General features: G+C 67.2%; 27 protein-coding genes. 18 read left to right on the forward strand and 9 right to left on the reverse strand.

Features of this window, described 5'->3' with window-relative positions:
* Positions 1-7: 7 nt before the first annotated feature.
* Positions 8-1,306, reverse strand: a complete 1,299-nt coding sequence (locus CLM74_RS03520) for a nucleoside transporter C-terminal domain-containing protein (protein ID WP_025877855.1) — start codon at positions 1,304-1,306, stop codon at positions 8-10.
* Positions 1,307-1,499: 193 nt separating this feature from the next.
* On the opposite strand from CLM74_RS03520, the gene CLM74_RS03525 reads away from it, so the two are divergent.
* The 5 genes from CLM74_RS03525 (at position 1,500) to CLM74_RS03545 (ending at position 6,817) form a co-directional block, all read left to right on the forward strand.
* On the forward strand, positions 1,500-2,471 hold the full coding sequence (locus CLM74_RS03525) for an aldo/keto reductase (protein ID WP_025877856.1): 972 nt from the start codon (positions 1,500-1,502) through the stop codon (positions 2,469-2,471).
* A 197-nt stretch (positions 2,472-2,668) separates the two neighbouring features.
* Positions 2,669-2,863, forward strand: coding sequence for a hemin uptake protein HemP (locus CLM74_RS03530; protein WP_005412278.1), 195 nt, complete (start codon positions 2,669-2,671; stop codon positions 2,861-2,863).
* A 152-nt stretch (positions 2,864-3,015) separates the two neighbouring features.
* Positions 3,016-5,202 carry a TonB-dependent hemoglobin/transferrin/lactoferrin family receptor gene (locus tag CLM74_RS03535; protein WP_199776073.1) on the forward strand — a complete coding sequence of 729 codons (2,187 nt, stop codon included), beginning with the start codon at positions 3,016-3,018 and terminating at the stop codon, positions 5,200-5,202.
* Positions 5,203-5,206: 4 nt separating this feature from the next.
* A complete protein-coding gene (locus CLM74_RS03540; RefSeq protein WP_099782885.1) occupies positions 5,207-5,809 on the forward strand; it encodes a Hemin transport protein in 603 nt (200 codons plus the stop codon).
* 72 nt (positions 5,810-5,881) lie between these two features.
* Complete coding sequence (locus tag CLM74_RS03545) at positions 5,882-6,817, forward strand: DUF6607 family protein (protein WP_105163466.1); 936 nt, start codon at positions 5,882-5,884, stop codon at positions 6,815-6,817.
* 332 nt (positions 6,818-7,149) lie between these two features.
* Here the strand turns inward: CLM74_RS03545 and CLM74_RS03550 are convergent, their stop codons facing one another.
* A complete protein-coding gene (locus tag CLM74_RS03550) occupies positions 7,150-9,654 on the reverse strand; it encodes an FtsX-like permease family protein (protein WP_105163467.1) in 2,505 nt (834 codons plus the stop codon).
* Positions 9,651-10,298: an ATP-binding cassette domain-containing protein gene (locus CLM74_RS03555; protein WP_059066070.1), complete on the reverse strand. Its 648-nt coding sequence runs from the start codon at positions 10,296-10,298 to the stop codon at positions 9,651-9,653. The genes CLM74_RS03550 and CLM74_RS03555 overlap by 4 nt, the downstream gene beginning before the upstream one ends.
* Before the next feature lie 75 nt (positions 10,299-10,373).
* On the opposite strand from CLM74_RS03555, the gene CLM74_RS03560 reads away from it, so the two are divergent.
* The 3 genes from CLM74_RS03560 (at position 10,374) to CLM74_RS03570 (ending at position 13,247) form a co-directional block, all read left to right on the forward strand.
* Positions 10,374-11,021, forward strand: coding sequence for an arylesterase (locus CLM74_RS03560; protein WP_105163468.1), 648 nt, complete (start codon positions 10,374-10,376; stop codon positions 11,019-11,021).
* Positions 11,022-11,111: 90 nt separating this feature from the next.
* A complete protein-coding gene (locus tag CLM74_RS03565; RefSeq protein WP_002811889.1) occupies positions 11,112-11,825 on the forward strand; it encodes a response regulator transcription factor in 714 nt (237 codons plus the stop codon).
* 150 nt (positions 11,826-11,975) lie between these two features.
* On the forward strand, positions 11,976-13,247 hold the full coding sequence (locus CLM74_RS03570) for a HAMP domain-containing sensor histidine kinase (RefSeq protein WP_032974932.1): 1,272 nt from the start codon (positions 11,976-11,978) through the stop codon (positions 13,245-13,247).
* Between the two features lie 151 nt (positions 13,248-13,398).
* Here the strand turns inward: CLM74_RS03570 and CLM74_RS03575 are convergent, their stop codons facing one another.
* Positions 13,399-14,097 (reverse strand): SGNH/GDSL hydrolase family protein, encoded by a 699-nt coding sequence (locus CLM74_RS03575; RefSeq protein ID WP_105163469.1) that lies wholly within the window; start codon positions 14,095-14,097, stop codon positions 13,399-13,401.
* 234 nt (positions 14,098-14,331) lie between these two features.
* Here CLM74_RS03575 and CLM74_RS03580 point away from each other — a divergent pair, with 234 nt between their 5' ends.
* The 10 genes from CLM74_RS03580 (at position 14,332) to CLM74_RS03625 (ending at position 22,298) form a co-directional block, all read left to right on the forward strand.
* Positions 14,332-14,727, forward strand: coding sequence for a diacylglycerol kinase (locus tag CLM74_RS03580; protein ID WP_025877898.1), 396 nt, complete (start codon positions 14,332-14,334; stop codon positions 14,725-14,727).
* A gap of 32 nt (positions 14,728-14,759) precedes the next feature.
* Positions 14,760-15,509: a TerC family protein gene (locus CLM74_RS03585; RefSeq protein WP_105163470.1), complete on the forward strand. Its 750-nt coding sequence runs from the start codon at positions 14,760-14,762 to the stop codon at positions 15,507-15,509.
* Positions 15,510-15,764: 255 nt separating this feature from the next.
* A complete protein-coding gene (locus CLM74_RS03590) occupies positions 15,765-16,925 on the forward strand; it encodes an MFS transporter (RefSeq protein ID WP_025877900.1) in 1,161 nt (386 codons plus the stop codon).
* Between the two features lie 543 nt (positions 16,926-17,468).
* Positions 17,469-18,089, forward strand: coding sequence for a LemA family protein (locus tag CLM74_RS03595; protein ID WP_025877902.1), 621 nt, complete (start codon positions 17,469-17,471; stop codon positions 18,087-18,089).
* A 3-nt stretch (positions 18,090-18,092) separates the two neighbouring features.
* Positions 18,093-18,977 carry a TPM domain-containing protein gene (locus CLM74_RS03600; protein WP_025877904.1) on the forward strand — a complete coding sequence of 295 codons (885 nt, stop codon included), beginning with the start codon at positions 18,093-18,095 and terminating at the stop codon, positions 18,975-18,977.
* Positions 18,977-19,471: a TPM domain-containing protein gene (locus CLM74_RS03605; RefSeq protein ID WP_025877906.1), complete on the forward strand. Its 495-nt coding sequence runs from the start codon at positions 18,977-18,979 to the stop codon at positions 19,469-19,471. The genes CLM74_RS03600 and CLM74_RS03605 overlap by 1 nt, the downstream gene beginning before the upstream one ends.
* 84 nt (positions 19,472-19,555) lie before the next feature.
* Positions 19,556-20,443: a prolipoprotein diacylglyceryl transferase gene (gene lgt, locus CLM74_RS03610; protein ID WP_025877907.1), complete on the forward strand. Its 888-nt coding sequence runs from the start codon at positions 19,556-19,558 to the stop codon at positions 20,441-20,443.
* Positions 20,440-21,234, forward strand: a complete 795-nt coding sequence (locus CLM74_RS03615; protein WP_033830389.1) for a thymidylate synthase — start codon at positions 20,440-20,442, stop codon at positions 21,232-21,234. Before lgt ends, CLM74_RS03615 begins: the two co-directional genes overlap by 4 nt.
* Positions 21,231-21,794 carry a hypothetical protein gene (locus tag CLM74_RS03620; RefSeq protein ID WP_105163471.1) on the forward strand — a complete coding sequence of 188 codons (564 nt, stop codon included), beginning with the start codon at positions 21,231-21,233 and terminating at the stop codon, positions 21,792-21,794. Before CLM74_RS03615 ends, CLM74_RS03620 begins: the two co-directional genes overlap by 4 nt.
* A gap of 12 nt (positions 21,795-21,806) precedes the next feature.
* Positions 21,807-22,298, forward strand: a complete 492-nt coding sequence (locus tag CLM74_RS03625) for a dihydrofolate reductase (protein ID WP_025877911.1) — start codon at positions 21,807-21,809, stop codon at positions 22,296-22,298.
* A gap of 48 nt (positions 22,299-22,346) precedes the next feature.
* Here CLM74_RS03625 and CLM74_RS03630 read toward each other — a convergent pair whose 3' ends face one another.
* The 5 genes from CLM74_RS03630 to pdxA are packed head-to-tail and all read right to left on the reverse strand — an operon-like array spanning position 22,347 to position 26,191.
* The gene (locus CLM74_RS03630; RefSeq protein ID WP_105163472.1) at positions 22,347-22,991 is read right to left on the reverse strand and encodes a DUF1287 domain-containing protein; all 645 of its coding nucleotides are present in this window, start codon (positions 22,989-22,991) and stop codon (positions 22,347-22,349) included.
* Positions 22,988-23,998: a symmetrical bis(5'-nucleosyl)-tetraphosphatase gene (locus tag CLM74_RS03635; RefSeq protein ID WP_105163473.1), complete on the reverse strand. Its 1,011-nt coding sequence runs from the start codon at positions 23,996-23,998 to the stop codon at positions 22,988-22,990. The genes CLM74_RS03630 and CLM74_RS03635 overlap by 4 nt, the downstream gene beginning before the upstream one ends.
* Before the next feature lie 15 nt (positions 23,999-24,013).
* Complete coding sequence (apaG, locus tag CLM74_RS03640) at positions 24,014-24,397, reverse strand: Co2+/Mg2+ efflux protein ApaG (protein ID WP_025877914.1); 384 nt, start codon at positions 24,395-24,397, stop codon at positions 24,014-24,016.
* Positions 24,398-24,410: 13 nt separating this feature from the next.
* Positions 24,411-25,214, reverse strand: a complete 804-nt coding sequence (gene rsmA / locus CLM74_RS03645) for a 16S rRNA (adenine(1518)-N(6)/adenine(1519)-N(6))-dimethyltransferase RsmA (RefSeq protein ID WP_025877916.1) — start codon at positions 25,212-25,214, stop codon at positions 24,411-24,413.
* A complete protein-coding gene (gene pdxA, locus CLM74_RS03650) occupies positions 25,211-26,191 on the reverse strand; it encodes a 4-hydroxythreonine-4-phosphate dehydrogenase PdxA (protein WP_025877918.1) in 981 nt (326 codons plus the stop codon). The genes rsmA and pdxA overlap by 4 nt, the downstream gene beginning before the upstream one ends.
* Between the last annotated feature and the right edge of the window lies 1 nt (position 26,192).

Consider the following 26,192-nt stretch of genomic DNA (forward strand, 5'->3'; position numbering starts at 1 on the left):
CTAGGGTTCAGCTGAAATGCGTCAGCACGCCGGCGATGGTAGCCGTCATGAAGGTGGCGATGGTACCGCCCAGCACCGCGCGCAGGCCGAACTTGGCCAGATCGTGGCGACGTTCCGGTGCCAACCCGCCGATGCCGCCAATCTGGATCGCGATCGAACTGAAATTGGCGAAGCCACACAGCGCGTAGGTGGCGATCAGGCGACCTTCGTCGGACAGGCTCATGCCCGGCACCTGGCCATTCACGATCTTCGACAGTTCGGTGTAGGCGACGAACTCGTTGATCACGACCTTCTGGCCGATCAGCGAACCGACGGTGGTGGCGTCGGCCCACGGGGTGCCGATCACCCAGGCGATCGGGGCCAGCACGTAGCCGAAGATGGTCGACAGGTCGGTCGGCTTGCCGATCGCAGCCGCCAGGCCGGTCACTTCACCGATCCAGGTCAGCGGCGCATTGAGCAGGGCGATCAGGGCGATGAAGGCCAGCAGCATCGCACCGATGTTCAGGGCCAGCTTCAGGCCGTCACCGGCGCCGGCGGCGGCGGCGTCGATGATGTTGCTGGAGGTCTTCTCCACTTCCATCTTGACCGTGCCGCGGGTCAGCGGGGTGCCGGTTTCCGGAATCAGCAGCTTGGCCACGACCAGGGTGGCCGGGGCCGCCATGATGCTGGCCGCCAGCAGGTGCTTGGCGTAGAACGCCTGCTGCACCGGATCGCCACCGCCCAGCATGCCCACGTACGCGGCAAGCACGCCGCCGGCGATATGGGCCATGCCGCCGATCATCATCGTCAGCAGTTCGGACTGGGTCATCTTGGCGATGTACGGACGCACCGTCAGCGGCGCCTCGGTCTGGCCGATGAACACGCTGGCGCAGACGCTGGTGGTTTCCGCACCGGACACGCGCATCACCTTGGTGATCGACCAGGCCATCACCCGTACGATCGCCTGCATGACGTTGAGGTGGTACATGACCCCCATCAGCGCCGAGAAGAAGATGATCGTCGGCAGCACCTGGAAGGCGAAGATGAAACCGTAGTTCTTGACGTCCATCAACGAGCCGAAGATGAACTTCGAACCTTCGTTGACGAAGCTCAGCACCTTCACGAAGCCCTGGCCCAGCGCATCGAACACGTCGCGCCCGCCCGGTACCAGGATCACCAGGGCCGCAAAGGCGATCTGCAGGGTGATGCCGGTGGCGACCAGCTTCCAGTCCACCGCGCGCTTGTTGTTGGAAAACAGCCAGGTGATGCCGATCAGCACCGCCAAACCGAACAGGCCGAAGCCGATCCTGCCCAAACCTTCGACCATCTGAGTGACTCCCCTGGGGCGTCGCGAAAAACGGGAAGCCTAGTGCAGGGCAGGGGCCGGAGCAAGGAAAAGCCGTCTGCGCGCGGCCATCGGCTCCGATCAGGCCAGCAACAGCAAGGGGTTGCGCCTGCCGGGACAGGTAGAATGGTGGCTTGATCCCGGCCCGTATGCGGGCCCGCAGCAGGAGAATCGCATGCTCTACCGTCGCCTTGGCTCCACCGGCCTGCCGATGTCCGCCCTGTCCTTCGGCGCCTGGGTGACCTTCGGCGACCAGGTGCCGCGCGACGAGGCGCGCAACCTGGTGGCGGCGGCCTGGGACCATGGCATCAACTTCTTCGACAACGCCGAGGGCTATGCCAACGGCCGCGCCGAGCAGGTGATGGGCGATGTGATGGCCGACCTGCGCCTGCCGCGCGATGGCTTCTGTGTGTCCAGCAAGGTGTTCTTCGGCAGTGCCAAGGATCCCCGGCCCACCCAGCGCGGCCTGTCGCGCAAGCATGTGACCGACGCCTGCCATGCTGCGCTCAAGCGCCTGCGGGTGGACTACCTGGACCTTTATTACTGTCATCGTCCGGATCCGGACGCGCCGATCGCTGAGACGGTGCATGCCATGGACACCCTGGTCCGGCAGGGCAAGGTGCTGTACTGGGGCACGTCGGAATGGTCGGCCAACCAGATCCAGGAGGCGGTGGACATCGCCGCGCGCCACAACCTGCAGGCGCCGTCGATGGAGCAGCCGCAGTACAACCTGCTGCACCGTCAGCGCGTGGAAGTGGAGTACGCGCCGCTGTATGCCACCGCCGGACTGGGCACCACGATCTTCTCGCCGCTGGCCTCGGGCCTGCTGAGCGGCAAGTACGACGATGGCGTGCCGGCCGATGCGCGCCTGGGCCGCGAAGGCATGGGCTGGCTGCAGGACCTGGTGCTGGGCGACAACGCCGATGAGCGTTTGGCCCGGGTGCGCCGCTTCAGTGCGGTGGCCCGCGAGCTGGGTCACGCCCCGGCCAGCCTGGCCATCGCCTGGTGCCTGCGCAATCCCAATGTTTCCAGCGTGATCCTCGGCGCCAGCCGGGTCAGCCAGCTGCTGCAGAACCTGCAGGCGCTGGACGTGCTGGCGCAGGTGGACGACGCCGGCTGGGCGCAGGTAGAAGCCGTATTCGCCTGAGGAACGGGCACAGGTGGCAGGGTCGAACCCACGCTCGGTCGGCCCTCCCGCGCCCAGTCGGACCCATTCCAATAGATGGTAGCTATCGAATTTTAGATTTCGATCATTAATTCCATCAATGAAGTTGAGAATGGTTGTTGATTGTCAACTGAGAATCATTATCATTTAACTCGTCCCTCGCACGAGTCCAGATGCTCATGAATGCTCAACCTGTACTGCTGCGCCCCGAAACGCTGACCCTCCGCGACCGCCCGGTGCGTGTCGTGCCGCCGGAAGAGGTCATCGACAGCGAAGCCCTGCTCAAGGGCCGTCGTGAAATCCTGATCCAGCACGGTGACCGCTTCTACCGTCTGCGTCATACCAGCAACGACAAGCTGATCCTGACCAAGTAACGCGGTCTGGTCGCCCGCCTCCCTCCCTCCTGTCGGCAGCGCCGGCAGGGTGGGCGACCCGTCCGCTCCTGCTCTCTCCCCCTCGGTCTACCGTTCATGCCTGTCTGGCGTGGCGGTGGCCGGGGGTTCCCCTGCCTGACCGAACGATGCCGATGACCCGCCCGACTGCCCTTTCCATTGCCCTGTGGATGGCTCTGCCGCTGTCCGCCCACGCTGCTGCCGATGCCGCGCCCGACGCGCGCGAGTTCGATCGCGTGCAGGTCACCGCCACCCGTACCGAACGTGCGGTCAGCGATGTCGCCGCCACCGTCGATGTGATCGACCGCGAGCAGATGGACCGGCAGCTGGTGCAGGACATCAAGGATCTGGTCCGCTACGAGCCGGGCCTGTCGGTCAGCCGCAGTGCCACCCGTTTCGGCCTCGGCAGCATCCGCATCCGTGGCCTGGATGGCAATCGCGTGCGCATCCAGACCGATGGCATCGCCATGCCGACCAGCTTCAACATCGGCTCGTTCTCCAACGCCAACCGCAACTTCACCGACCTGGACACGCTCAAGCGCGTGGAGATCGTGCGCGGCCCGGCCAGTTCGCTGTACGGCTCGGACGCACTTGGCGGCGTGGTTGCCTTCGTCACCAAGGATCCGGCTGATTACCTCAAGGACGGCAAGGACAGCTACGTCGGCCTGAAATTCGGCTACGACGGCGAGTGGAAGGGCCTGCTCGGCGGCGTCACCAGCGCCTTCGGTGGCGAACACTGGAGCGGCATGGTCAACATCAACCACCGCCAGGGCCAGGAAACCGACAACAAGGGCGATGTGCGCAGCAACGACAACACGCGCACCGCGGCCAACCCGCAGGACCGCGATGGTCGCAGCGGCCTGGCCAAGCTGGTCTATGCGCCCAGCGAAGACCAGCGTTTCCGTCTGACCGTGGAAGGCAACGAAGACAACACCGATACCGACGTGCTGTCCTCGATCGACCGCACCACCACCACCGGCATGAAGGCGCGCGACAAGCAGAACCGCACCCGCGTGTCCTTCGCCCACGAGATGGATGCGCTGGACAAGGGCTTCGCCGACAGCCTGCACTGGCAGGTCTACACGCAGGACAGCGAAACCAAGCAGCGCACCGATGAGGCGCGCGCCAACGGCAGCCGCCGCCATCGCCAGTTCAGTTTCGACCAGCGCGTCTATGGCCTGCAGGCGGTGTTCAACAAGGCCTTCAGCACCGGCAGCGTCGAACACGCGCTGACCTATGGCTTCGATGGCGCCCGCACCGAGATCCGCCAGAAGCGCGATGGCTACCAGGTCAGCAATCGTGGCGTGGTCAGCACGACGATCCTGCCCGACGCGTTCCCCGTGCGCGATTTCCCGATCAGCAAGACCACCGAGCTGGGCCTGTACGCGCAGGATGAAATGCGCCTGGCCGATGGCAGGCTGTCGTTGGTGCCGGGCGTGCGCGTGGACCGCTACGAACTGAAGCCGGACGTGGACAGCATCTTCGCCGAGGACAACCCCGGCGTGGCCGTGTCGGAGCTGAAGAAGACCAGCGTGTCGCCGAAGTTCGGCCTGGTCTATCGCTTCACCGACGAGTGGTCGCTGTTTGCCGGTTACTCGCGTGGTTTCCGCTCGCCGCCGTACAACGACGTCAACCTCGGCTTCACCAATTTCGCTTTCGGCTATACCGCCATTCCCAATCCGGACCTGAAGCCGGAAACCAGCGATGGCGTTGAGCTGGGCCTGCGCTTCCTGTCGCCGGCGGCGTACGTGAGCGTGAGCGGCTACTACAACGACTACAAGGACTTCATCGAGTCGCAGACGCTGGTGGGTACCAACCCGCAGGGCCTGATGGTGTTCCAGTCGCGCAACATCGCCGACGCACGCATCTACGGCGCCGAACTGAAGGCCGGCGTCGACTTCGGCCAGATCAGTCCCGCACTGCAGGGCTGGGCGCTGCGCAGTGCGGTGGCGTGGTCGCGCGGCGACAACAAGACCGAAGACACGCCACTGGATTCGGTCGATCCGCTGCGCGGCACCGTCGGCCTGATGTACGACACCGATACCTGGGGAGTTGAACTGGCAGGCACCTTCGTCAAGCGCAAGGACCGGCTGGCCAGCACCACCACCTATCGCCCGGCGGGCTATGGCGTGGCCGACCTGATGGCGCACTGGAACTTCGCCCCGGGCGCCACCTTCAACGTCGGTGTCTTCAACCTGGGTGACAAGCGTTACATCGACTGGTCCAACGTCGGCTCGACCCTGTCGGCCACCAGTACCGTTCTGGACCGCTATACCAGCCCCGGCCGCACCCTGTCGGCCAGCCTTGCCGTGTCCTGGTGATCCCATGAGCCGAGCCCTGTCCGCGCGTCGCCTGCCGTCCTCCCTGTCGCGTTCGTCGCTGCGGGCCTGGCCCGCGCCGGCACAGCTGGCAGCGCTCGGCACCGTGTTGTGCCTGTATCACGCCGATGGCAACGAGCTGGGCGGTTGGCGCCAGGCGGTATCGGTGCATGCCTGCCAGGGCGTGGACAGCGAGGGCCTGCGCGAAAGCCTGTGCTTCCTCGATGCACGTGGCCGTTGCGTGTGGCGCCTGTACCTGTTGCCGGACAGCGATTTCCTGGCCTGGGACCGGCTGGTGGCGACGCTGCCGCCGGGTCCTTCGCACGATAGCGATGGCAGCGTCGGTGAGCGCCTGTGGCGGCGCCTGGCCGGGCACTTGGGCGGACAACGCTGGCGTCTGTGCACGCTGCGCCTGCACGCCGCCGACGAGGGCCGGACCCTGGCCGCCAGCCTGTCCACGCTGTCGTCGCTCGGTGCCGCCACCGCGCGCCGCATCGCACGCATGGAAGGCGCCGAAGGCGAACTGGCGATCGACGACTGCTGCTGCGCCGACGCCGCACGCCGCCCTGCCGCGCGCGCTCCCGGCGACCTGCCGCTGGTACGGCTGTGACCTGATTGCGATGGATTGCCTGCCGGCCAGGATGGCCTTTCCACGAAACCTGCAACCCCGAAGGAAGACCCGATGAAGTTCCAGACAGCCAGCGTGATGGTGCTGCTCGCCGCCAGTGGCGCCGCCAGCGCGCAGCCCTCCGACATCGCCCGCGACCATGACAGCATCCTCGCCATGCAGGGTGAGTACACGGTGGATTTCGCCTTCGATGAGACCGTGCTGCTGAAGCCGGGCTACGAGCGCGCGCCGGCCATGCGCAGCGGTGGCAACGAAGTGGTGATCGTGGTCGAGGACACGCCGAAGCGCATCGTGCTGCAGCACCTGCTGCTGGACGAGAAGAGCGGCCACGTGACCAAGCACTGGCGGCAGGACTGGGTGTATGAAGCGCCGAACCGCTTCGAGTTCAGCGCCGACCAGACCTGGCAGGTGCGCACGATCGCGGCTGCAACCAACCAGGGCGCCTGGACCCAGTGCGTGTACGAAGTCAGCGATGCACCGCGCTACTGCGGCACCGGCACGTGGACCTACCTCAACAACGTGCCGACCTGGACCAGTGACATCAGCTGGCGGCCGCTGCCACGCCGCGAGTACACCAAGCGCAGCGATTACAACGCGCTGGCCGTGGTCAACCGCCACACCCTGACCCCGAACGGCTGGACCCACGAGCAGTTCAACACCAAGGTGCAGCGCAACGCGGATGGCAGCCAGGTGGAAATCGCCCGCGAATTCGGCTTCAACGACTACACCAGGACCACCGAGGTCGACTTCACCCCGGCGCGCGATTACTGGAAGGCCACCGCCGGTTACTGGAGCAAGGTGCGCCAGCGCTGGGACGGCTTCCTGACCCAGGCCCCGGGCGTGCACCTGAAGACCAAGCTCGACGGCATGGCGATGATCGTCCCGTTGTTCACCCAGGCCGAGGACGTGCAGGCCGGCAAGAAGGTGAAGGACGCGCAGATCGACGAAGTCTTTGCCAAGTACGTGGAAAAGGCGCCGAAGGAAGGTTGATCGGCGCGGTGCGGGTGCCGGATGCGCACTGCACTGGTGGGCGCCGAGCTTGCTCGGCACGCTCTCCGGCGGTGATTGCACCCGGCATCCACGCATGGCGTGGATCAACTTGCTTGCGCGGCGTGGATCTACCGGGATCATCGGCACTGCATCCACGCGTGGCGTGGATCTACTGGGACCATCGGCACTGCATCCACGCATGGCGTGGATCTACTGGGACCATCGGCACTGCATCCACGCATGGCGTGGATCTACCTGCTTGCGTGGCGTGGATCTACTGGGCTCGCTGGTAGATCCACGCCATGCGTGGATGCCCTTGCCACAGAACAGCGTCAGGCCTCGCGCAGCGCCAATGCCGGTGGCGTGTGCAGGATCCGCCGGGTCCCCAACCAGCCGGCCAGCAGGCTCAGCGCGATGCCGAGCAGGCCACCCAGCAGCAGGCCAGGCCACGGCGGCAGCAGCGGTAGTTCGAACACCTTCTGCGACACCGCAACGCCGATCACCGCTGCCGCGCCCACCGCCAGCAGCGCCGCCAGCGCGCCCAGCGCACCGAACTCGACCAGCACCGCGCCACGCAGCTGGCGCCGCGTCGCACCCAGCGTGCGCAGCACCGCGCTGTCATAGCGTCGCTCGCCCGCCGTTGCTTGCAGCGCCGCCAGCAGCACCAGCACGCCGGCCAGCAAGCTGAACACCATCACCAGCTGCACCGCCTGCGCCACCCGTTCCATCACATCGCGTACCTGCGAGATCACCGCATCCACGTCCAGCAGCGAGAGGTTGGGCTGCGCACGCACCAGGGCACCCAGTCCCGCCGATCGGCCGGCCGGGAGATGGAATGCCGACAGCAGGTTGTGCGGTGTATCGCCCACCGCGTTCGGGTTCAACAACACGAAGAAGTTCGGCCGGAAGGTATTCCAGTCGGCCTTGCGCACGCTGGTGACGCTGAACTCGCGCTGCTGCTCGCCCACCGCTATGGTGATGCGGTCACCGGGATACACGCCGTAGCGCTTGGCCCAGCCGATCTCCACGGATGCCTCCGCGGCGGTGCTGTCCGGCTTCCAGAACGTGCCGTTGACCAGCGTATTGGCCGGCGGGAACGTGCTGCGCCAACTGAAGTTCAGCGGCCGGTTCTCGTCATCGTCGTCGCGCTGTCCTTCACCCTGCGGCTGATTGTCGTCGGCCGGCGTGCGATCCACTCGCAGCGGCGGTTTGCCGTTGATCGCGATCAGGCGGCCGGTGGCGATGCTGGCATCGTGCGCACCCAGGCCCTGCAGGGTCGCCAGCACGCTGTCGCGCTGCTCGGGCTGGATGTTGATCAGGAAATAATTGGGCGTGTCCGCAGGCAGGCGCTCGCGCCACTGCTGCAGCAGGCCGGGGCCGATCACCGCCAGCAACAGCAGGGCGCACAGCGACAGTGACAGGCCCACCAGCTGCATCACCGCCAGCATCCGCCGCCGCGTCAGCGCTGCCAGGCCCAACCGCCAGTTGCCGTGCAGGCGGTGCTGCAGGCCACGCAGCAGCTGCAGCAGCAGGAACCCGACCACGCCCGCGGCCACCGCCAGCCCGGCCAGGCCACCCAGCACCCACAGCGCCAGTTTCAGATCGCCGGTGACCTGCACCGCCAGTACCAGGCTGGCCGCCAGCGCAGCCACATAGGCCAGCAGCGAGGCCGGCGGCAAGGCTGCGAACGAACGGTTGAGCACGCGCATCGGCGGCACGCCACGCAGGCGCAGCAGCGGTGGCAGTCCGAAGCCGAACAGCAGCAACAGGCCGATTCCCGCGCCGGTCAGCGCAGGCATGGCTTCGGGCAGCGGCAGGCGTTGCGGCACCAGGCTGCCCAGTACCTGCACCAGTCCTTCCTGTGCCGCCATGCCCAGGCCGATGCCGATCGCACACGCCGGCACCGCCAGCATCAGCAGCTGCAGGGCCAGGCCGGCCAGGATGTCGCGCTGGCGTGCACCCAGGCAGCGCAGGATCGCCACCTGGTCGATGCGACGCAGCGCGAACCGGTTGGCCGCCAGTGCGGTGGCAACGCCGGCCAGCAGCACCGCCAGCAGCGCGCTCAGGCCGAGGAAACGACCGGCCAGGTCGAAGGCCTGGCGCACACCGCGCTGGGTATCGTTCACGCTGAGCAGGCGCATGCCTTTTACCTGCGGCAGCAGCCATTGCCGGAATGACGCGATGTCGGCGGCAGGGCCGGCGAACATCACCCGGTAGTTGATGCGGCTGCCGGGGCCGAGCAGGCCGGTGCCTTCCACATCGGCGCGGTTGACCAGCAGGGTCGGCGACAGCGTCAGCAGGTCGCCACCGGCATCCGGTTCCGATTCGATGATGCCGGCGATGCGCAGCGTGCCCGCACCGAATTCCAGATCGTCGCCGGCCTCCAGGCCCAGTGCCTGCAGCAGGCGTGGGTCGGCATAGGCCTGGCCCTTGGCCGGCATTCCGGCATCGGCGATCAGCGCGCCGCCGGGCGTGGCACGCACGCGCAGCGCGCCGCGCAGGGGGTAGCCCGCTTCCACGGCCTTGATGCTGGCCATCTGGCTGGCATCGCCCTGGAACAGCACGCTGCCGAAGCTGGCCAGCCGCGTATGCGCCAGGCCGCGTCGCTGCGCCTCCTCAGCGAACGCGGCGGGCGGGTCATCGCGGCCGGCAACACCGAGGTCGCCGCCGAGCATTTCCGCCGCGCTGCCGGTCAATGCCAGGTTGACCCGGTTCACCAGCGTGCCCACCGCCGTCATCACCGCCACGCCCAGTACCAGGGCGGCGAACACGGTCAGCAGGTCACCTGCCAGGGCCTCGCGGCGCAGCGCGCGCCACGCATGCCGCAGCAGGTTCATGCGTCCACTCCATGTTCCACCGGCTGCAGGCGGCCGTTGTCGATGCGATGGATGTACTGGCAGCGCTGTGCCAGGCGCAGGTCGTGGGTGACCAGCACCAGCGTGGTACCGCTGCCGGCATTGAGTTCGAACAGCAGATCGCTGATGTGCTGGCCGGTGGCCTGGTCCAGTGAACCGGTGGGTTCGTCGGCGAACAGGATGCGCGGGCGGCTGACGAATGCCCGGGCAAGGGCGACACGCTGCTGCTCACCGCCGGACAACTGCCGCGGATAGTGGCGGGCGCGATGCGAGAGCCCGACCGCAGCCAGCACCTCGTCCACCCGCGTGCGGTCCTCGCGCCCGGCCAGTTCCAGCGGCAGCGCGATGTTCTCGGCCGCCGTCAGCGCCGGCAGCAGATGGAAGCTCTGGAAGACGAAGCCGACGTCGCGCGCGCGCAGTTGTGCACGCGCTTCTTCGTCCAGCGCTGTCAGATCCTGGCCCGCCAGCGCGATGCGGCCACGGCTGGGCAGGTCCAGCCCGGCCAGCAGGCCGAGCAGGGTGGTCTTGCCGGAACCAGAGGCGCCGACGATGGCCACGCTGGTGCCTTCATGGACGGTCAGGGTGATGTTGTCCAGTATGTGGACTTCACCCTCCGGGCCATGCACGGATTTGCCGACCTGGTCGACGGCGATGGCGACGGGCGCGCTGCGGGGGGACAGGCTGTCGATGAGGAGACTCCAATGCACAAGACGGAATGGAGCCGGCAAGCCGGCGCAATGATGATGCTGCTGCTAGGGTTGCTGCTGTTGCCGGCACTGGCGTGTGCCAAAGGTCCGGGCGGCGGTACCGTGCTGGTGCTCGGTGACAGCCTCAGTGCCGCCCACAATATCCCGGCCGATGCCGGCTGGGTCAGCCTGCTGCAGCAGCGGGTCAGGCAGCAGTCGAAAACCCCGCCGCGCATCGTCAACGCCAGCATGAGCGGGGAAACCACCGCTGGCGCGCTGACCCGCCTGCCGGGCCTGCTTGGCCGGGAGAAGCCCACGGTGGTGGTGATCGCCCTTGGTGGCAACGATGCGTTGCGCGGGCTGACCCCGGCGCAGGTGCAGGGCAACCTGGAAAAGATGGTGCAGGCCAGCCAGAAGGCCGGTGCCAAGGTGCTGCTGCTGGGCATCGACGTGCCGCCCAACTATGGGGCGGGCTACCGCCAGCGCCTGGCTGCGGCGTACCGGGCACTGGCCACGCAGTACAAGGTGCCGTTGCTGCCGTTCCTGCTGGAAGGCGTGGCCCTGCAGCCCGGCTTGATGCAGGCCGACGGCCTGCATCCCGCCGCCCAAGCGCAGCCGAAGGTGCTGGACAACGTCTGGCCGCTGCTGAAACCGCTGCTGTGAGCACGCCATCTTCTTTTCATTGACGCAACTTCACATCGCGTGCACCGTCGATCGGGCATGTTTCACAAAGCTGAAGAAAGAGGGATTCTCATGCGTCAGACGAAGGAGACTTCCGGCTTGGTGCTGGTGGTCGAAGACAACCGCAATATCTCCGAGATGATCGGTGAATACCTGGAAGGCCGTGGCTTCGAGGTCGACTATGCGCAGGATGGCCTGGACGGCTACCGTCTGGCTGCCGAGAACAGCTACGACGTCGTCGTGCTGGACCTCATGCTGCCGCGGCTGGATGGCATCGAAGTGTGCCGCCGGCTGCGCAACGATGCGCGCAAGTCGACCCCGGTGCTGATGCTGACCGCGCGCGACACGCTGGATGACAAGCTCACCGGGCTTGGCTTTGGTGCCGACGATTACCTGACCAAGCCGTTCGCGATCCAGGAACTGGAAGCCCGCCTGCGCGCGCTGATCCGCCGCGAACGTCGCCAGGTGGGTTCGGAAGTGCTCAAGGTCGCCGACCTGGTGCTCGATCCGGTCAGCATGCGTGCCACCCGTGCCGGCACCGAGCTGCAGTTGTCGCCGATCGGCCTGCGCCTGCTGACCATCCTGATGCGTGAATCGCCGCGTGTGGTCACCCGCCAGGAAATCGAGCGCGAGATCTGGGGCAACGGCCTGCCTGATTCGGACACGTTGCGCAGCCATCTGTACAACCTGCGCAAGATCATCGACAAGCCGTTCGATCGGCCGCTGCTGCACACCGTGCAGAGCGCGGGCTATCGCATCGCCGATATCGCCCAGCCGATGGCCTGATCGACGTCGTGCCGGTGTTGCAGCAGAACCGGCACGGCCGTGGTCGGCAGGGAAGGGGTGCACGTTCCGGATACCGGGTCGTCATCGTCCATGCACGATCACGGCACAGCGCGCTGCCTATAATCGCAGCGCTCTGACCGGGACACCGCAATGCCGCACGGCCTGCCGCGCAAGATCCGTATCGCTTTCATCCTGCAAGCCGTGCTGGCCAGCCTGGGTATCCTGCTGGGTGCCTGGCTGGTTTCGCTGGTGATCAAGCACAGCCTGGTGGGCGCTGCCCTGCGCGAAGAAGCGGCGTACTACTGGACACTGCACGAGGCCTCGCCCGTGCAGCCGCCACCCAATACCCAGAACATCCGTGGCTACCTGCTGGAACGCGGGCAGTCCAGCCTGTCACTGCCGGCCAACCTGCGCACGTTGGAACCGGGTTTCCACGAACTGCCCGACGACGATCAGCTGGTGCTGGTCGACGCCCGCGAAGAGGGACGCCTGTACCTGGTGTTCCTGCGCTCGCGCGCGGAGATGCTGGCGTTCTGGTTCGGCATCGTGCCGGTGCTGCTGACCCTGCTGGCGGTATATGGCGCCTCCTGGATCACCTACCGTGCCTCCAAACGCCTGGTATCGCCGGTGAACTGGCTGGCGCGCCGTGTCTCGCGCTGGGATCCGGGCCATCCGGAAGCGGCCGACCTGGAGCCGAACAAGCTGCCGGCGGACATGCAGGGCGAGACCCGGCAGCTGGCGGCGGCGCTGCATTCGCTGGCCAACCGGGTCACCGCGCACGTGGCGCGCGAGCGCAACTTCACCCGTGATGCCAGCCATGAACTGCGCACGCCGCTGACCGTCATCCGCGTGGCCAGCGACATGGCGCTGGGCGATGAAAGCCTGGAGCCGCGCCTGCGCCGCAGCCTGCAGCGCATCCAGCGTGCCGGGCGGGACATGGAAGCGGTGATCGATGCCTTCCTGATCCTGGCCCGTGAGGCCGACGTCGAGCCGCAGGTGGAGCTGTTCGACGTCAACGACATCGTCCGTTACGAAGTGGACAACGCCAACGAGCTGCTGGTGGGCCGGCCGCTGGCGGTGCACCTGCACAGCGACGCGGCCGTGCAGCTGCACGCACCGCCGCGGGTGCTGCAGGTGGTGGTCAGCAACCTGGTGCGCAACGCCTGCAGCTACACCGATGAAGGCCGCATCGACGTGCACGTACACAACGACCGGGTGGTGGTGAGCGATACCGGCATCGGCATGTCCGCTGACGCGCTGTCGCGTGCGTTCGAGCCGTTCTATCGTGCCGATCCCAGCCGACCGCAGGGCACCGGCCTGGGGCTGTCGATCGTGCGCCGCCTGTGTGACCGCTTCGGCTGGAAGGTCAGCCTGGCCAGCGAGCTGGGCAAGGGCACCGAGGCGACGGTGATTTTCCGCTGAGGACCGCTTGCCACCTCGGTAGTTGCCGACCTTGGTCGGCGCTTTCACTGGGATGCAGGTGGACGCATTCATGCCAACCACGGTTGGCAACTACCGGAGCACGCGCGTTGCCGCGGTAGTGCCGGCCGCTGGCCGGCAACCTCGGGATCAATCAGTTGCAGTTGACCTTCGGCGCCAGCGCCTTGGTCCAGATCGCATAGCCGGCCGGGGTCATGTGCAGCATGTCCTCGCGGAACAACGACGCATCGGGCTGGCCGTCGGCCCCGAGCATCGGTGTGTAGATGTCGGTGTAGCCGGTGTTGGGCAGCTTCGCCAACGCGGCCTTGATCTTCGCGTTGGCGTCGTTGATCGCCGGCAGCAGGTGCGCCCGCGATGGGCTGGGCTTGATGGAGACGTATTCCACCTTCGTCTTCGGCAGGTCGCGATGCACGCGCTGCACGAAGGCCACCACGTCATCGCGTACCTGGGTCGCACTGCGGCCGCTGTTGAGGTCGTTGTCGCCGGCGTAGAAGAACACCTTGCACGGCGCGTACGGCACGATGGCCTGGCCGGCGTACCAGGTGCTGTCGCGTACTTCCGAACCCCCGAAGCCGCGGTTGAACACCGGTTGCCCCGGGAAGTCCTCGGCCAGGCTGTCCCACATGCGGAAGGACGAGCTGCCGATGAACTCGATGCCACCACGCGGCGGCGGATTGGTCCGGTCGGCGGCGGCGAAGGCGGCGATGTCGGCCTCCCAGGCCACGTTGGAGACCTGCGCAGGGATCTGCGGCGACGCCGGCGGGCTCAGGGCCTGGGCCAGCGGCGCGGCCAGCAGGCCGAGCAGGATCAGGCAGGTGCGGGGACGGGTCATCAGGCACTCCGGCAGGGCAGGGGTATCCATCATAGAAGCTGGGCTGGCCCCGCGCTTGGCCGCGCTGGGCCGTTTGCGGGGTCGTTCGCAGGGCCTCGCGGCGGGGCGTGCGGGGTGCCATTGCCGCCCTTGTGGCAAAATGGGGGCTGTCTGCCTATCCCTGTGCACCCATGATTTCCTGCCGTGCGTCTGAGCGGTCGCTGCGCCGCGCCCCTGTTGCTGGATCCATCACCCGTGGCTGATCAGTTCGGCCACATGCCCCGCGGCCCGCGCCGCATCTTCCAGGCCGCCCGCTGGTCCTGGCAGGGCCTGCGTGCTGCCTGGCTGCACGAGTCCTCGTTCCGGCTGGAGGTCTACCTGCTGGTGCTGCTGACCCCGCTGGCGATCTGGCTGGGCCAGACCCCGGTGGAGCGCGCGCTGATGATCGGTTCGATGCTGCTGGTGCTGGCGATGGAGCTGGCCAATTCGGCCATCGAGGCGGTGATCGAGCGCTATGGCGCGGAAATCCACGAACTGGCCGGCCGCGCCAAGGACATGGGCTCGGCGGCGGTGTTCGTGCTGATGATGAACGTGCTGCTGTGCTGGGCCCTGGTGCTGGTGCCGCGGTTGTTCCCGGCCAGCGTCGGCTGATCCTTCTTCCTCCCCCTTGTTGAAGACTTCCCATGTCCCTTGAGCTTCTCGCCGATCCGAATGTCTGGTTGACCCTGTTCACCTTGAGCGCACTGGAAATCGTGCTCGGCATCGACAATCTGGTGTTCATCTCCATCGCCGTCAGCAAGCTGCCCGAAGAGCGCCGCCCGTTCGCGCGCCGCCTCGGCATCGCCGTGGCCTGCATCACCCGTATCGGCCTGCTGGTCTCGCTGGCGTACCTGGCGCACATGCAGGCAAACCTGTTCACCGTGGCCGGCATGGGCATCTCCATCCGCGACCTGGTGCTGATCGTCGGTGGCCTGTTCCTGATCATCAAGGGCTGGATGGAGATCAAGGAGATGATCACCGGTGGCGAGGACGAGGACCCGACCACCACTAAGACCTCGGCCGTGTTCGGCTACGTGATCGCGCAGATCGCGGTCATCGACATCGTGTTCTCGCTGGATTCGGTGATCACCGCCGTCGGCATCGCCGACCACGTGCCGGTGATGGTGGCTGCGATCCTGTTGTCGGTGGCGGTGATGCTGCTGGCGGCCAACCCGCTGGGCCGCTTCATCGATGCCAACCCGACCGTGAAGATGCTGGCCCTGGCCTTCATCCTGCTGATCGGCGCGGTGCTGATCCTGGACGGCCTGGACGTGCACGTGCCCAAGCCCTACATCTACGCCGCGATGGGCTTCTCGGTGCTGGTGGAGTGGCTGAACCTGCTGATGCGCCGCCGCGCACGCGAACACCACGTGCCGGGCGTCGGCGACTGGTAAGCAAGCGAGACAGAACCCCCGGCCCGGCCGGGGGTTCTGCGTTTCAGGCGCCGCTGCGCTCGCCGGGCATGGCCCGGCGCTACCGAAGCGTGGGCCATGCCCGGCGTGGCTTCTTCCCGCAATGCCGGCTTGCACCTTCCACTTGTGAATCGGGATCAACACTGTTTTCCCGCGTAGTGGCTTACTCCCGGCCGGCAAAGCGCGCAGGCTACGCGCTCATTTTCCACAGGGCCTGCCCCCACGCAGGCAATCCCCATGAATTCCAGAGCCGCATTGCTGGCCCTCGCCGTCGGCGCCTTCGCCATTGGCACCACCGAGTTCACGCCGATGGGCCTGCTGCCGGTCATCGCCAACGGAGTGGGCGTCAGCATCCCCACCGCCGGCATGCTGATCACCGCCTATGCGGTGGGCGTGATGCTGGGCGCACCGGTGATGACCCTGCTGATGGGACGCTTCGGCAAGCGCACCGCGCTGATGCTGCTGATGTCGATCTTCGTCATCGGCAACCTGCTGTCGGCGCTGGCCCCGAACTACGGCCTGCTGCTGCTGTCACGGCTGGTGACCAGTCTCAATCACGGTGCGTTCTTCGGCATCGGCGCGGTGGTCGCCGCCAGCCTGGTGCCGAAGGAGAAGCAGGCCGCGGCGGTGGCGACGATGTTCATGGGCCTGACCATCGCCAACATCGGTGGCGTGCCGCTGGCGACCTGGGTCGGCCAGCAGCTGGGCTGGCGCCTGGCCTTTGCCGGCACCGCCGTACTCGGTGTGGTTGCGATCACCGCGTTGGCCATGGCACTGCCGCCGTCGGCCGCGGGCGCGCGCCCGGATGTCCGGCGTGAACTGAAATCGATCATGCAGCCGCAGGTGCTGCTGGCGATGGCCACTACGGTGCTGGGTGCAGGTGCGATGTTCACCCTCTACACCTACGTGGCGCCGGTGCTGACTGAACTGACCGGTGCGTCGAATGCCTTCATCGCGCTGTCGCTGGCATTGATCGGCATCGGCTTTACCTTCGGCAACGGTATTGGCGGGCGCCTGGCCGACTGGTCGCTGGACGGCGCCACCCGGATCCTGCTGGCGGTACTTGCGGTGCTGATGTTCGTGCTGCCGCTGGCTTTCATGAGCCACGCGACTGCAGCGCTGGGTGTACTGCTGTTCGGTGCGGCGACCTTCGCGATCGTGCCGCCGTTGCAGATCCGGGTGATGCAGGCGGCCAGCGAGGCGCCGGGCCTGGCGTCGTCGATCAACGTCGGTGCGTTCAACCTCGGCAATGCACTGGGCGCGGCGCTGGGTGGTGCGGTGATCAGCCTGGGGCTGGGGTACGCGGCGATTCCGGTGGCCGGTGGGCTGCTGGCAGCGTCGGCACTGCTGCTGGCGTGGCTGGGGCGGGCACGCGCGCCGGTGGCTGAGGCCTGTTGAACGGTGTGGGGTTCCGGCAGGGCTTGCAGCCCTGCACCCGCAGAATCCAGAGCAACAGCAACAGCCTGCATTCCGTGGGTTGGCGGGGTGGGTCCGGTTGAGGGGGACGGCGTAAATACGTCCATGTAGCCTCGGTCGCGCCATCCATGGCGCTCACGCCCCCTCAACCGGACCCACCCCGCCTTCGACAGGTTCCTGCGATCTGTTGGAACCTGCTGCTGATGGTGGGTGCCGACCGTTGGTCGGCACGAATGCCCGGAGCATGGGCTTTCGCTTTTGCTCTTTTTTGATCTTCCCGCGGTGCGCAGGAAACCGTCCGTGGCCGGGAGGGTGGGTTGGCTGGGGGCGTGAGCCGCATGGATGCGGCGACCGAGCTTACATGGACGTACTTGCAGCGTCCCCCAGCCAACCCACCGTCCCGGCCCACCCGAGCTGGCTGGACCACACCGCGGAGGGGGCGGCGCCCGATGGCCGGCACTCTCCACACGTCCGTTAACACCGACCATGGCATGCTCGGCGCTCAGTCCACCCGGAGCCTTGGCCATGCGCCTGTTGACCCGCCTCATCCCATTATTGCTGCTGGCCTCCCTGCTGTCCGGCTGCGGCTACAACGCCATCCAGCAGAAGGACGAAGCGGTCAAGGCCAGCTGGTCCGAAGTGCTCAACCAGTACAAGCGCCGCGCCGACCTGGTGCCCAACCTGGTGCAGACCGTGAAAGGTTTCGCCAGCCAGGAAGAACGCGTGCTGACCGAAGTCACCAACGCCCGTTCGCGCGTTGGCCAGATCAACGTCAACGCCGACGATGAAGCCTCGCTCAAGCAGTTCCAGCAGGCCCAGGGCGAACTGGGCAGCGCGCTGTCGCGCCTGCTGGTGGTTACCGAGAACTACCCGGTGCTGAAGTCCGACCAGAACTTCCGCGACCTGCAGGCGCAGCTGGAAGGCACCGAGAACCGCATCACCGTTGCCCGTGGCCGCTACATCCAGCAGGTCCAGGACTACAACACCTACATCCGCTCGTTCCCGCAGCTGATCACCGCCAAGATCTTCGGCTACCAGCCCAAGCCGAACTTCACCGTGGAAAACGAAGCGCAGATCTCCAACGCGCCGGCGGTTGATTTCGGCAACGCGCCGCAGCAGCAGCCGGCCCCGGCTCCGGGCCACTGACCGATGCGCCTGGCCGCCACACTGCTGGCCCTGCTGCTGTGGCTGCCGATGACCGTGCAGGCGCAGACGCTGGCGCCGATTCCGGCGCTGGATTCGCCGGTGGTCGATACCACCGGCACCCTGGATGCCGCGCAGAAGCAGGCGCTGGTGCAGCAGGCGCTGGACCTGCAGCAGCGCAAGGGCAGCCAGATGCAGGTGCTGGTGGTGCCGACCACGCAGCCGGAAGACATCGCCCAGTACACCACCCGGGTGTTCGACCAGTGGCAGATCGGTCGCAAGGGCGTGGATGACGGCGTGCTGCTGGTTGTGGCCAAGGACGATCGGCGGGTGCGCATCGAACCGGGCTATGGCCTGGAAGGTGCGATTCCCGATGCGATCGCCAACCGGGTGATCCAGGAATACCTGGTGCCACGCTTCCGCGCCAATGACTACGCCGGCGGCATCACCGAGGCCACGGCGGTGCTGGTGAGGATCATCGACGGCGAAGCCCTGCCGGCGCCGGTCAGCAGCCAGCAGGGACGCGCCCCGGACGGGGGCGGTGATACCTGGATCCTGGCGTTGTTCATCGGCGTGTTCGCCGGCAGCATCCTGCGCGGCGTGTTCTCGCGGGTACCGCGTCCGCTGCGCGGCCTGCTGGGTGGTGCTGGAGCGGCGGTAGCCGCCTTCCTGTTCACTTCCACCTTGCTGGCCAGTGGCCTGGCCGGCGTGGTAGGCCTGGTGGTGGCGATGTTGTCCGGCCATCCGGGGCGTTTCGCCGGTGGTGGCGGTTGGGGCGGAGGTAGCTGGGGCGGCGGCGGCTTCGGCGGCGGGGGTGGGTTTGGCGGTGGCGGCGGCTGGGGCGGCGGTGGTGGCCGTTCCGGCGGCGGCGGCGCGTCGGGAGGCTGGTGATGATCCAACGTCTGTGCAGGCATCTGTTTTCGCCATCGGTACGGCGGGCGTTCCCGCCGGCCACGCTGCAGGCGATCACCGAGGCGATCGCCGCGGGCGAGCAGCGCCATGGCGGCCAGGTGATGTTTGCCGTGGAGGCCGATCTGCCACTGCATGCGCTGTGGCACAAGGTCACCCCGCGGCAGGCGGCCGAGCATGCCTTCGCGCGCCTGCGCACCTGGGATACCGCGCACAACAACGGCGTGCTGATCTACCTGCTGCTGGCCGACCACGCCATCGAGATCGTGGCCGACCGTGGACTGCAGGGGCGGGTCGCGCCCGAGCAGTGGCAGCGGGTCTGCACGCATCTGCGCGAAGGCCTGCGCGGCTCGCAGCCGGTGGCGGCGCTGCGCGATGCCATCGACGAGGTTTCCTCCCTGGTGGAAGGGCACTTTCCGGCCTCGGCACGGTCCGATCAGGACGGCCTGCCGGACACGCCGCAGATCCTGGGCTGAAGCCCGGCAATCGGGCGACGGCGGCCACGACGAGGCCGCTCCCGGGCGGCGCTAGAATATCGGCATCCCTGCAAGGCGCCCTTCATGATCTATTTCCACGACATCGACCCCATCGCCCTCTCGTTGGGACCGATCAAGGTGCACTGGTACGGCATCATGTACCTGCTCGGCTTCACCGCCGCCTGGCTGCTGGGGCGCAAGCGGATCGCCGACGGGCGCCTGCCGGGCGTCGACGCCAACGGCTTCTCCGACCTGCTGTTCTACGCCATGCTCGGCGTAGTGCTGGGCGGGCGCATCGGCTACATGCTGTTCTACGCGCTGGGCGATTTCCTGCACAACCCGCTGCTGCTGTTCAAGGTGTGGGATGGCGGCATGAGCTTCCACGGTGGCCTGCTCGGCGTGATCGCGGCCTGCTGGTGGTGGTCGCGCAAGCATGCGCTGCACTTCTTCGACACCATGGATTTCATGGCGCCACTGGTGCCGCTGGGCCTGGGCTTTGGCCGCATCGGCAACTTCATCGGCGCCGAGCTGTGGGGCAAGTACACCGACGGCAGCTGGGGCGTGGTGTTCCCGTCCGGCCTGCCGGCACCGTTGAACCAGCTCGACCACGCCACCCTGCAGTCGCAGTTCGCCAGCGGTGCGCTCAACCAGTTCGCGCGCCATCCGTCGCAGCTGTATGAAGCGCTGCTGGAAGGGCTGGTGATGTTCGCGGTGTTGTGGACGGTGTCGGCCAAGCCGCGCCATCGCTATCTCATTGGCGGCCTGTTCGCGCTGCTGTATGGCATCTTCCGCTTCGCCGTCGAGTTCGTGCGCATGCCCGACAACGGCGTCTACGTGGCCTTCGGCTGGCTGACCAAGGGCCAGATCCTGTGCGTGCCGCTGATCGCCTTCGGCCTGGTGCTGCTGGTGATGTCGCGCCGCGCGCCGGTGCTGCAGCCGCAGCCGCTGGTGACGGCGGAGGGCAGGGCATGAAGGCCTACCTGGACCTGCTCTCGCACGTGCTCGAACACGGCGCGGAGAAGAGCGACCGCACCGGTACCGGCACCCGCAGCGTGTTCGGCTGGCAGATGCGCTTCAACCTCAACGACGGCTTCCCGCTGGTCACCACCAAGAAGCTGCACCTGCGCTCGATCATCCACGAGCTGCTGTGGTTCCTGAAGGGCGATACCAACATCGGTTACCTCAAGGACAACCAGGTGCGCATCTGGGACGAGTGGGCCGACGAGAACGGCGACCTCGGCCCGGTGTACGGCAAGCAGTGGCGCAGCTGGGCCACGGCCGACGGCGGCCAGATCGACCAGATGCAGTGGCTGGTGGACGAGATCAAGCGTAATCCGGATTCGCGGCGGCTGGTGGTCAGTGCCTGGAACGTGGGCGAGCTCTCGCAGATGGCGTTGATGCCGTGCCACAACCTGTTCCAGTTCTACGTGGTCGACGGCAAGCTCAGCTGCCAGCTGTACCAGCGCAGTGGCGACATCTTCCTCGGCGTACCGTTCAACATCGCCAGCTACGCACTGCTGACCCACATGGTGGCGCAGGCCACCGGCCTGGGCGTCGGCGATTTCGTGCACACGCTGGGCGACGCGCACCTGTATTCGAACCACTTCGAGCAGGCCCGCGAGCAGCTGTCGCGTGAACCGCGCGCGCTGCCGACGCTGTGGTTGAACCCGGAGGTGACCGATCTGTTCGGCTTCCAGTTCGATGACATCCGCATTGATGGCTACGATCCGCATCCGGCGATCAAGGCGCCGGTGGCGGTATGAGCGCGCGCCCACGCGTTGCGGCGCTGCTGGCGTTGGCTGGCCTGGCGCCGCTGAGCCTGGTGCAGGCGGCGCCTGCAGACACCCTCGCATTGGCCCGGCAGGTCAACGAGCAGATCGTGCACAAGCACATGCGCGGGGAATTGCAGCGCTTCGTCCGGACGCTCGATGGCAGCGCGCCACTGCCCAGCGACATGCCGGCCGGCTGCCAGGCACAGGTGCGCGAAGCGGTGACCGGCATGTACGCGGCGATGGCCGAACACCTGAAGGCTGGCATCGAAGAACCCGCCTACCAGCATGAGCTTGAGCAGCGCCTGGCGGTGGTCTATTCCAGCAAGGAGCTGCAGGGATTCCTGGCGCGCAGCGGCAGCACCGACGTTGCCACGCTGTCCAGGGACATCCTGTCGGGACCGGGCCTGAAGGAGATCGAGGACGCGCAGATGGACAGGATCCTCGAAGGCCTGGACGAGAATTCCACGTCGAACCCGGCGCTGGCTGCGGCGCTGCGCGCGGCCAGTGCCGCCAACGAGGCCTGTACACGCCTGCAGATCGACGCCGGCTGAGGAGGCCGCACCATGAAACTTTCGATGATCGTTGCACTGGATCGCAATCGTGGCATCGGCCAGGGCAACGCCATGCCCTGGCACCTGCCGGACGACTTCAGGCACTTCAAGGCGTTGACCCTGGGCAAGCCGATCCTGATGGGGCGCAGGACCGCCGAATCGATTGGCCGCGTGCTGCCCGGCCGAACGAACCTGGTGCTGACCCGCAGCGGCCAGGTGCCGTTCGAGGGCATGCGCGCGGTGGCCTCGCTGGACGAGGCGAAAGCGATTGCAGAGGGCGAGGGTGCCAGCGAGCTGTGCATCATTGGTGGCGGCGAGATCTTCCGCCAGCTGCTGGACCAGGCCAGTGATCTGTACCTGACCTGGGTGGATGCCGAAGTACCGGCCGATACCCATTTCCCGGAGGTGGATGAGCGCCTCTGGCAGCAGGTGGCCAGTGAGCCGCACCCGGCCGATGAGCGTCACGCCTACGCGTTCCGCTTCGTGCATTACGTCCGCCGCTGAGCGCGGCGTCCTGTAGAGCCCGGCCGTGCTCGGCTCTACAGGATCGTTCTACGGCATCCGGTAGTGGCCGATGATGGTGTGCTGGAACAGCAGGTTCTCTTCCCGCGTACCGCGCGCGATGTTGTGCAGTACCAGCGGCGTGCCGTCGGCCAGGCGCCGGTCGGAAACGATGCCTACGTGCAGCAGGCCGTTGCCGTTGAGCTTCCAGGCCACGATGTCGCCGGCAGCGAAGTCGCTGGGAAGAGCACTGATCGGTTGCTGCCAGCCGTGGCGGTCAAACCAGCGCATCAGGTTGGGCACGCGCCGGTGGTCGATGTTCCGATCCGGTCGGGACAGGCCCCAGAGGGCCGGATAGGCGCTGAAATCAGCGCGCATGTCTTCGTTCACGCGGACCTGCAGGTCCAGCCCCTGCGTACGCAGAGCGCGGACCACCACGTCGGTGCATACGCCGCGATCAGCGGGCACGTCGCCACCGGGGTAGGCCAGTACCTGATAGGCAGGGTCGTAGCGGGTGGTGACGCCGACCTGTGCGCGTGCGGCAGCGACCAGCGGCGGCGAAGGTGCAGGCGCTGATGCAGGGGCGGCGGTAGCGTCGGCGCCGGCAGTCGCTGGCGACGATGAGGGCTGGCAGCCGCTGGCCAGGGCCAGCGTCAGCAGCAGCACCGTCCATGGTGCGCGGTTGCCGGGCGTCATGCCGAAGGAGGCGTTCCGTTGTTGTTGCCACCACCGCCACCACCACCGCGGCGGCGGCGGCGGCGCGGACCACGGTTGCCCGGGGCGCCAGCCGTTGCAGCGTTGCCGTTGCCCTGGCTGTTGTCCTTGCCTGACGTGCGCTCGTGTGCCAGTCGCGCGGGCGGCCGCGCGTTGGCGACCGGTGCCGGTACGTCGCGTCCCGGTACCTGCACCACGCGCAGCTCATCGGTGTCGAGCTGGATCGCGGTGAGCTTGCCACCCCACACGGCACCGGTGTCGATCGCGTGGATGCCCTGGGTGATGGTCAGGCCGAGCGCGGACCAGTGGCCGCAGACCACCTTCAGGTCGCGTTCGACCCGGCCCGGCACTTCGAACCAGGGATACAGCCCCTGTTCCTGGGTGCCCGGCGTGCCTTTGTCCTCGATGCCGATGCGGCCGCGCGAGGTGCAGTAGCGCATGCGCGTGAGCACGTTGATGATCGCCCGCGAGCGCTCGTAGCCGGTCAGGTTCGGCGCCCAGCTGGGCTTGTCGCCGTACATGTTGCGGAACAGCTTGCGGTAGCCGGCGCCGTGCAGCTGCACTTCCACTTCGGCCGCATGCTTCTCGGCCATCTGCGTGGTCCACTTCGGCGCAAGGCCGGCATGCACCATCATCCAGCCAAGCTCGCGGTCCACGTGCACCAGCTTCTGCAGGCGCAGCCAGTCCAGCAGCACATCGCGGTCTTCGGCCTGGACGATGCGCAGCAGGTCCGGGTTGACCTTGCGCTGCTCTTCCTCGGTGCGCGCACCGACGGCCAGCAGGGAAAGGTCGTGGTTGCCGAGCACCACCACGCTGTGTTCGCGCAGCGAATGCACCAGCCGCAGGGTTTCCAGTGACTGTCCACCGCGGTTGACCAGGTCGCCGCAGAACCACAGGGTGTCCTGCGCCGGATCGAACCGGATCTTCTCCAGCAGGCGCTGGGTTACGTCATAGCAGCCTTGCAGGTCGCCGATCGCCCATACACTCATCGTTCGGCCTCCGTGTCAGTGCAGGGTGCGCGGGATGGCCAGCACGAAGGGTGCGACCGGCGCGGCGAATTCGGTGCCGTCGTCGGCCACCATGTCGTAATGGCCCTGCATCGTGCCGTGCTCGGTGCCGAGCATGACACCTGAGGTGTAATGGAAGTCTTCACCCGGACGCAGTCGCGGCTGTTCGCCGATCACGCCATCGCCATCGACATGCTCGACGCGGCCATTGGCATCGGTGATGCGCCAGTGGCGTGCGACCAGGCGCGCGGCAACGCGGCCCTGGTTGTGGATGCGGATCGTATAGGCGAACGCATAACGACCGTCTTCCGGCGCGGATTGGTCGTCGAGGAAGCGCGGGGCGACTTCGACGGAGATGGCATAAACGTCAGCGTCTTCCATACCGGCAGTGTAATCAGGTGGCATTGGCCAAAGCGATGAATTCAGCCACGTCCAGCTGTTCGGCGCGGGCATCGGGGCGCACGCCGGCGGCCACGAACTGCTCGGCGCTGACCACGTTGTTCAGGGCATTGCGCAGGGTCTTGCGGCGTTGGCCGAATGCGGCCTTGACCACCTCGGCGAAGCGCTTGTGGTCCTTGATGTCGATGCTGGCCGGGTCGCGCGGTACCAGGCGCACTACGGCCGAATCGACCTTCGGCGGCGGCCTGAACGCACCCGGCGGCACCACGAACAGCGAGGTCACCTCGCAGTAGGCCTGCAGCATCACGCTGAGGCGGCCGAACACCTTGCTGCCGGGACCGGCAGCCATGCGGTCGACCACTTCCTTCTGCAGCATGAAGTGCATGTCCGAGACCACCGCAGCATGCTCCAGTGCATGGAACAGGATGGGCGAGGAGATGTTGTAGGGCAGGTTGCCGACCAGGCGGATCGGCTGTCCGTCGGCCAGCTCGGTGAAATCAACCCGCAGCACGTCGCGGTTGACGATGGTCAGTTCACCCAGGGGCTCGGCGGCGGCCGTCAACGGCGCGATCAGGTCGCGGTCGAACTCGATCACCGTCATCTTCGGGTGCACGCGCAGCAGCGGCAGGGTGATCGCACCCTGGCCCGGGCCGATCTCGACCAGGCGGTCGCCGTCCTTGGGATTGACCGCCATCACGATCTTGTCGATGTAGTAGCGGTCGGCAAGGAAGTGCTGGCCGAGCTGCTTCTTGGCCGGGGCGGAAAACACCGGGCCGGAGGGGGAATGCGGGGAAGTCATGTGCTCAGTGTACGTTGCCGCGCCAGCCGCGCACACAGCGTTGTGGCGGCCTGCAGGCTGGAAGGATCGGCGATGCCGCGGCCGGCAAGATCCAGCGCGGTGCCGTGGTCCACCGCCACGCGCGGATAGGGCAGGCCCAGGGTCAGGTTCACCGCCTGCTCGAAACCGGAGTACTTCAGCACCGGCAGGCCCTGGTCGTGGTACATGGCCAGCACGGTGTCGAAGCCGGCCAGCTTGGCCGGCAGGAACGCGGTATCGGCCGGCAGCGGACCGATCAGGTCCATGCCCTCGCTGCGCAGGCGCTGCAGCAGCGGGATGACCAGATCCAGTTCCTCGCGACCGAGGTGACCGTCTTCGCCGGCATGCGGGTTCAGGCCAAGCACGGCGATGCGCGGTGCGGCCAGGCCGAACTCGCGGCGCAGCGCGGCATGCACGGTGCGCAGGGTGTGTTCCAGGCCGGGCGCGGTGATCGCATCGGCAACCTCACGCAGCGGCAGGTGGGTCGTAGCCAGGGCAACGCGGACGATGTCGTTGGCCAGCATCATCACCACCTTCACCCCGGCCTGGTCGGCCAGCAGTTCGGTGGTGCCGCTGTAGGCGATGCCGCCCTGGTTGATCACCGCCTTGTGCACCGGGCCGGTCACCACGCCGTGCAGTTCACCGGACAGGCAGGCCTGGCCCGCACCGAGCAGGGCGCCGATCACCGCACCTGCGTTGGCAGGGTCGGTATGGCCGAAACGGCTGGGGGCGCTGTTGGCGACGGCGCGCAGGCGCAGATCGCCGGGGACGCGTGCGTGTGCGTCCTCGGGCAGCAGTTGCAGGGGCAGATCCAGCGCGGCTGCGGCCGCGCGCAGGGTGTCCGGATCGGCGAATGCCAGCAGCCGGCAATCATCGCGCGGCTGCTGGACCAGTCGGACACACAGTTCCGGGCCGATCCCGGCGGGCTCGCCCGGTACCAGAGCGAGCTCGGGGAGCATG

The sequence above is a fragment of the Stenotrophomonas sp. MYb57 genome (assembly GCF_002966815.1).
Classification (GTDB): Bacteria; Pseudomonadota; Gammaproteobacteria; order Xanthomonadales; family Xanthomonadaceae; genus Stenotrophomonas; species Stenotrophomonas indicatrix.

What these genes read in the sequence shown, in the direction of transcription:
- lgt (WP_025877907.1), top strand. Translation starts at nt 19,556, where the DNA reads ATGATCTATTTCCACGACATCGACCCCATCGCCCTCTCGTTGGGACCG.
- CLM74_RS03545 (WP_105163466.1), top strand. Translation starts at nt 5,882, where the DNA reads ATGAAGTTCCAGACAGCCAGCGTGATGGTGCTGCTCGCCGCCAGTGGC.
- CLM74_RS03620 (WP_105163471.1), top strand. Translation starts at nt 21,231, where the DNA reads ATGAGCGCGCGCCCACGCGTTGCGGCGCTGCTGGCGTTGGCTGGCCTG.
- CLM74_RS03560 (WP_105163468.1), top strand. Translation starts at nt 10,374, where the DNA reads ATGCACAAGACGGAATGGAGCCGGCAAGCCGGCGCAATGATGATGCTG.
- CLM74_RS03595 (WP_025877902.1), top strand. Translation starts at nt 17,469, where the DNA reads ATGCGCCTGTTGACCCGCCTCATCCCATTATTGCTGCTGGCCTCCCTG.
- pdxA (WP_025877918.1), bottom strand. Translation starts at nt 26,191, where the DNA reads ATGCTCCCCGAGCTCGCTCTGGTACCGGGCGAGCCCGCCGGGATCGGC.
- CLM74_RS03565 (WP_002811889.1), top strand. Translation starts at nt 11,112, where the DNA reads ATGCGTCAGACGAAGGAGACTTCCGGCTTGGTGCTGGTGGTCGAAGAC.
- CLM74_RS03530 (WP_005412278.1), top strand. Translation starts at nt 2,669, where the DNA reads ATGAATGCTCAACCTGTACTGCTGCGCCCCGAAACGCTGACCCTCCGC.
- CLM74_RS03550 (WP_105163467.1), bottom strand. Translation starts at nt 9,654, where the DNA reads ATGAACCTGCTGCGGCATGCGTGGCGCGCGCTGCGCCGCGAGGCCCTG.
- CLM74_RS03600 (WP_025877904.1), top strand. Translation starts at nt 18,093, where the DNA reads ATGCGCCTGGCCGCCACACTGCTGGCCCTGCTGCTGTGGCTGCCGATG.
- CLM74_RS03605 (WP_025877906.1), top strand. Translation starts at nt 18,977, where the DNA reads ATGATCCAACGTCTGTGCAGGCATCTGTTTTCGCCATCGGTACGGCGG.
- CLM74_RS03590 (WP_025877900.1), top strand. Translation starts at nt 15,765, where the DNA reads ATGAATTCCAGAGCCGCATTGCTGGCCCTCGCCGTCGGCGCCTTCGCC.
- CLM74_RS03625 (WP_025877911.1), top strand. Translation starts at nt 21,807, where the DNA reads ATGAAACTTTCGATGATCGTTGCACTGGATCGCAATCGTGGCATCGGC.
- CLM74_RS03615 (WP_033830389.1), top strand. Translation starts at nt 20,440, where the DNA reads ATGAAGGCCTACCTGGACCTGCTCTCGCACGTGCTCGAACACGGCGCG.
- CLM74_RS03525 (WP_025877856.1), top strand. Translation starts at nt 1,500, where the DNA reads ATGCTCTACCGTCGCCTTGGCTCCACCGGCCTGCCGATGTCCGCCCTG.
- CLM74_RS03630 (WP_105163472.1), bottom strand. Translation starts at nt 22,991, where the DNA reads ATGACGCCCGGCAACCGCGCACCATGGACGGTGCTGCTGCTGACGCTG.
- apaG (WP_025877914.1), bottom strand. Translation starts at nt 24,397, where the DNA reads ATGGAAGACGCTGACGTTTATGCCATCTCCGTCGAAGTCGCCCCGCGC.
- CLM74_RS03570 (WP_032974932.1), top strand. Translation starts at nt 11,976, where the DNA reads ATGCCGCACGGCCTGCCGCGCAAGATCCGTATCGCTTTCATCCTGCAA.
- rsmA (WP_025877916.1), bottom strand. Translation starts at nt 25,214, where the DNA reads ATGACTTCCCCGCATTCCCCCTCCGGCCCGGTGTTTTCCGCCCCGGCC.
- CLM74_RS03540 (WP_099782885.1), top strand. Translation starts at nt 5,207, where the DNA reads ATGAGCCGAGCCCTGTCCGCGCGTCGCCTGCCGTCCTCCCTGTCGCGT.
- CLM74_RS03635 (WP_105163473.1), bottom strand. Translation starts at nt 23,998, where the DNA reads ATGAGTGTATGGGCGATCGGCGACCTGCAAGGCTGCTATGACGTAACC.
- CLM74_RS03575 (WP_105163469.1), bottom strand. Translation starts at nt 14,097, where the DNA reads ATGACCCGTCCCCGCACCTGCCTGATCCTGCTCGGCCTGCTGGCCGCG.
- CLM74_RS03535 (WP_199776073.1), top strand. Translation starts at nt 3,016, where the DNA reads ATGACCCGCCCGACTGCCCTTTCCATTGCCCTGTGGATGGCTCTGCCG.
- CLM74_RS03520 (WP_025877855.1), bottom strand. Translation starts at nt 1,306, where the DNA reads ATGGTCGAAGGTTTGGGCAGGATCGGCTTCGGCCTGTTCGGTTTGGCG.
- CLM74_RS03585 (WP_105163470.1), top strand. Translation starts at nt 14,760, where the DNA reads ATGTCCCTTGAGCTTCTCGCCGATCCGAATGTCTGGTTGACCCTGTTC.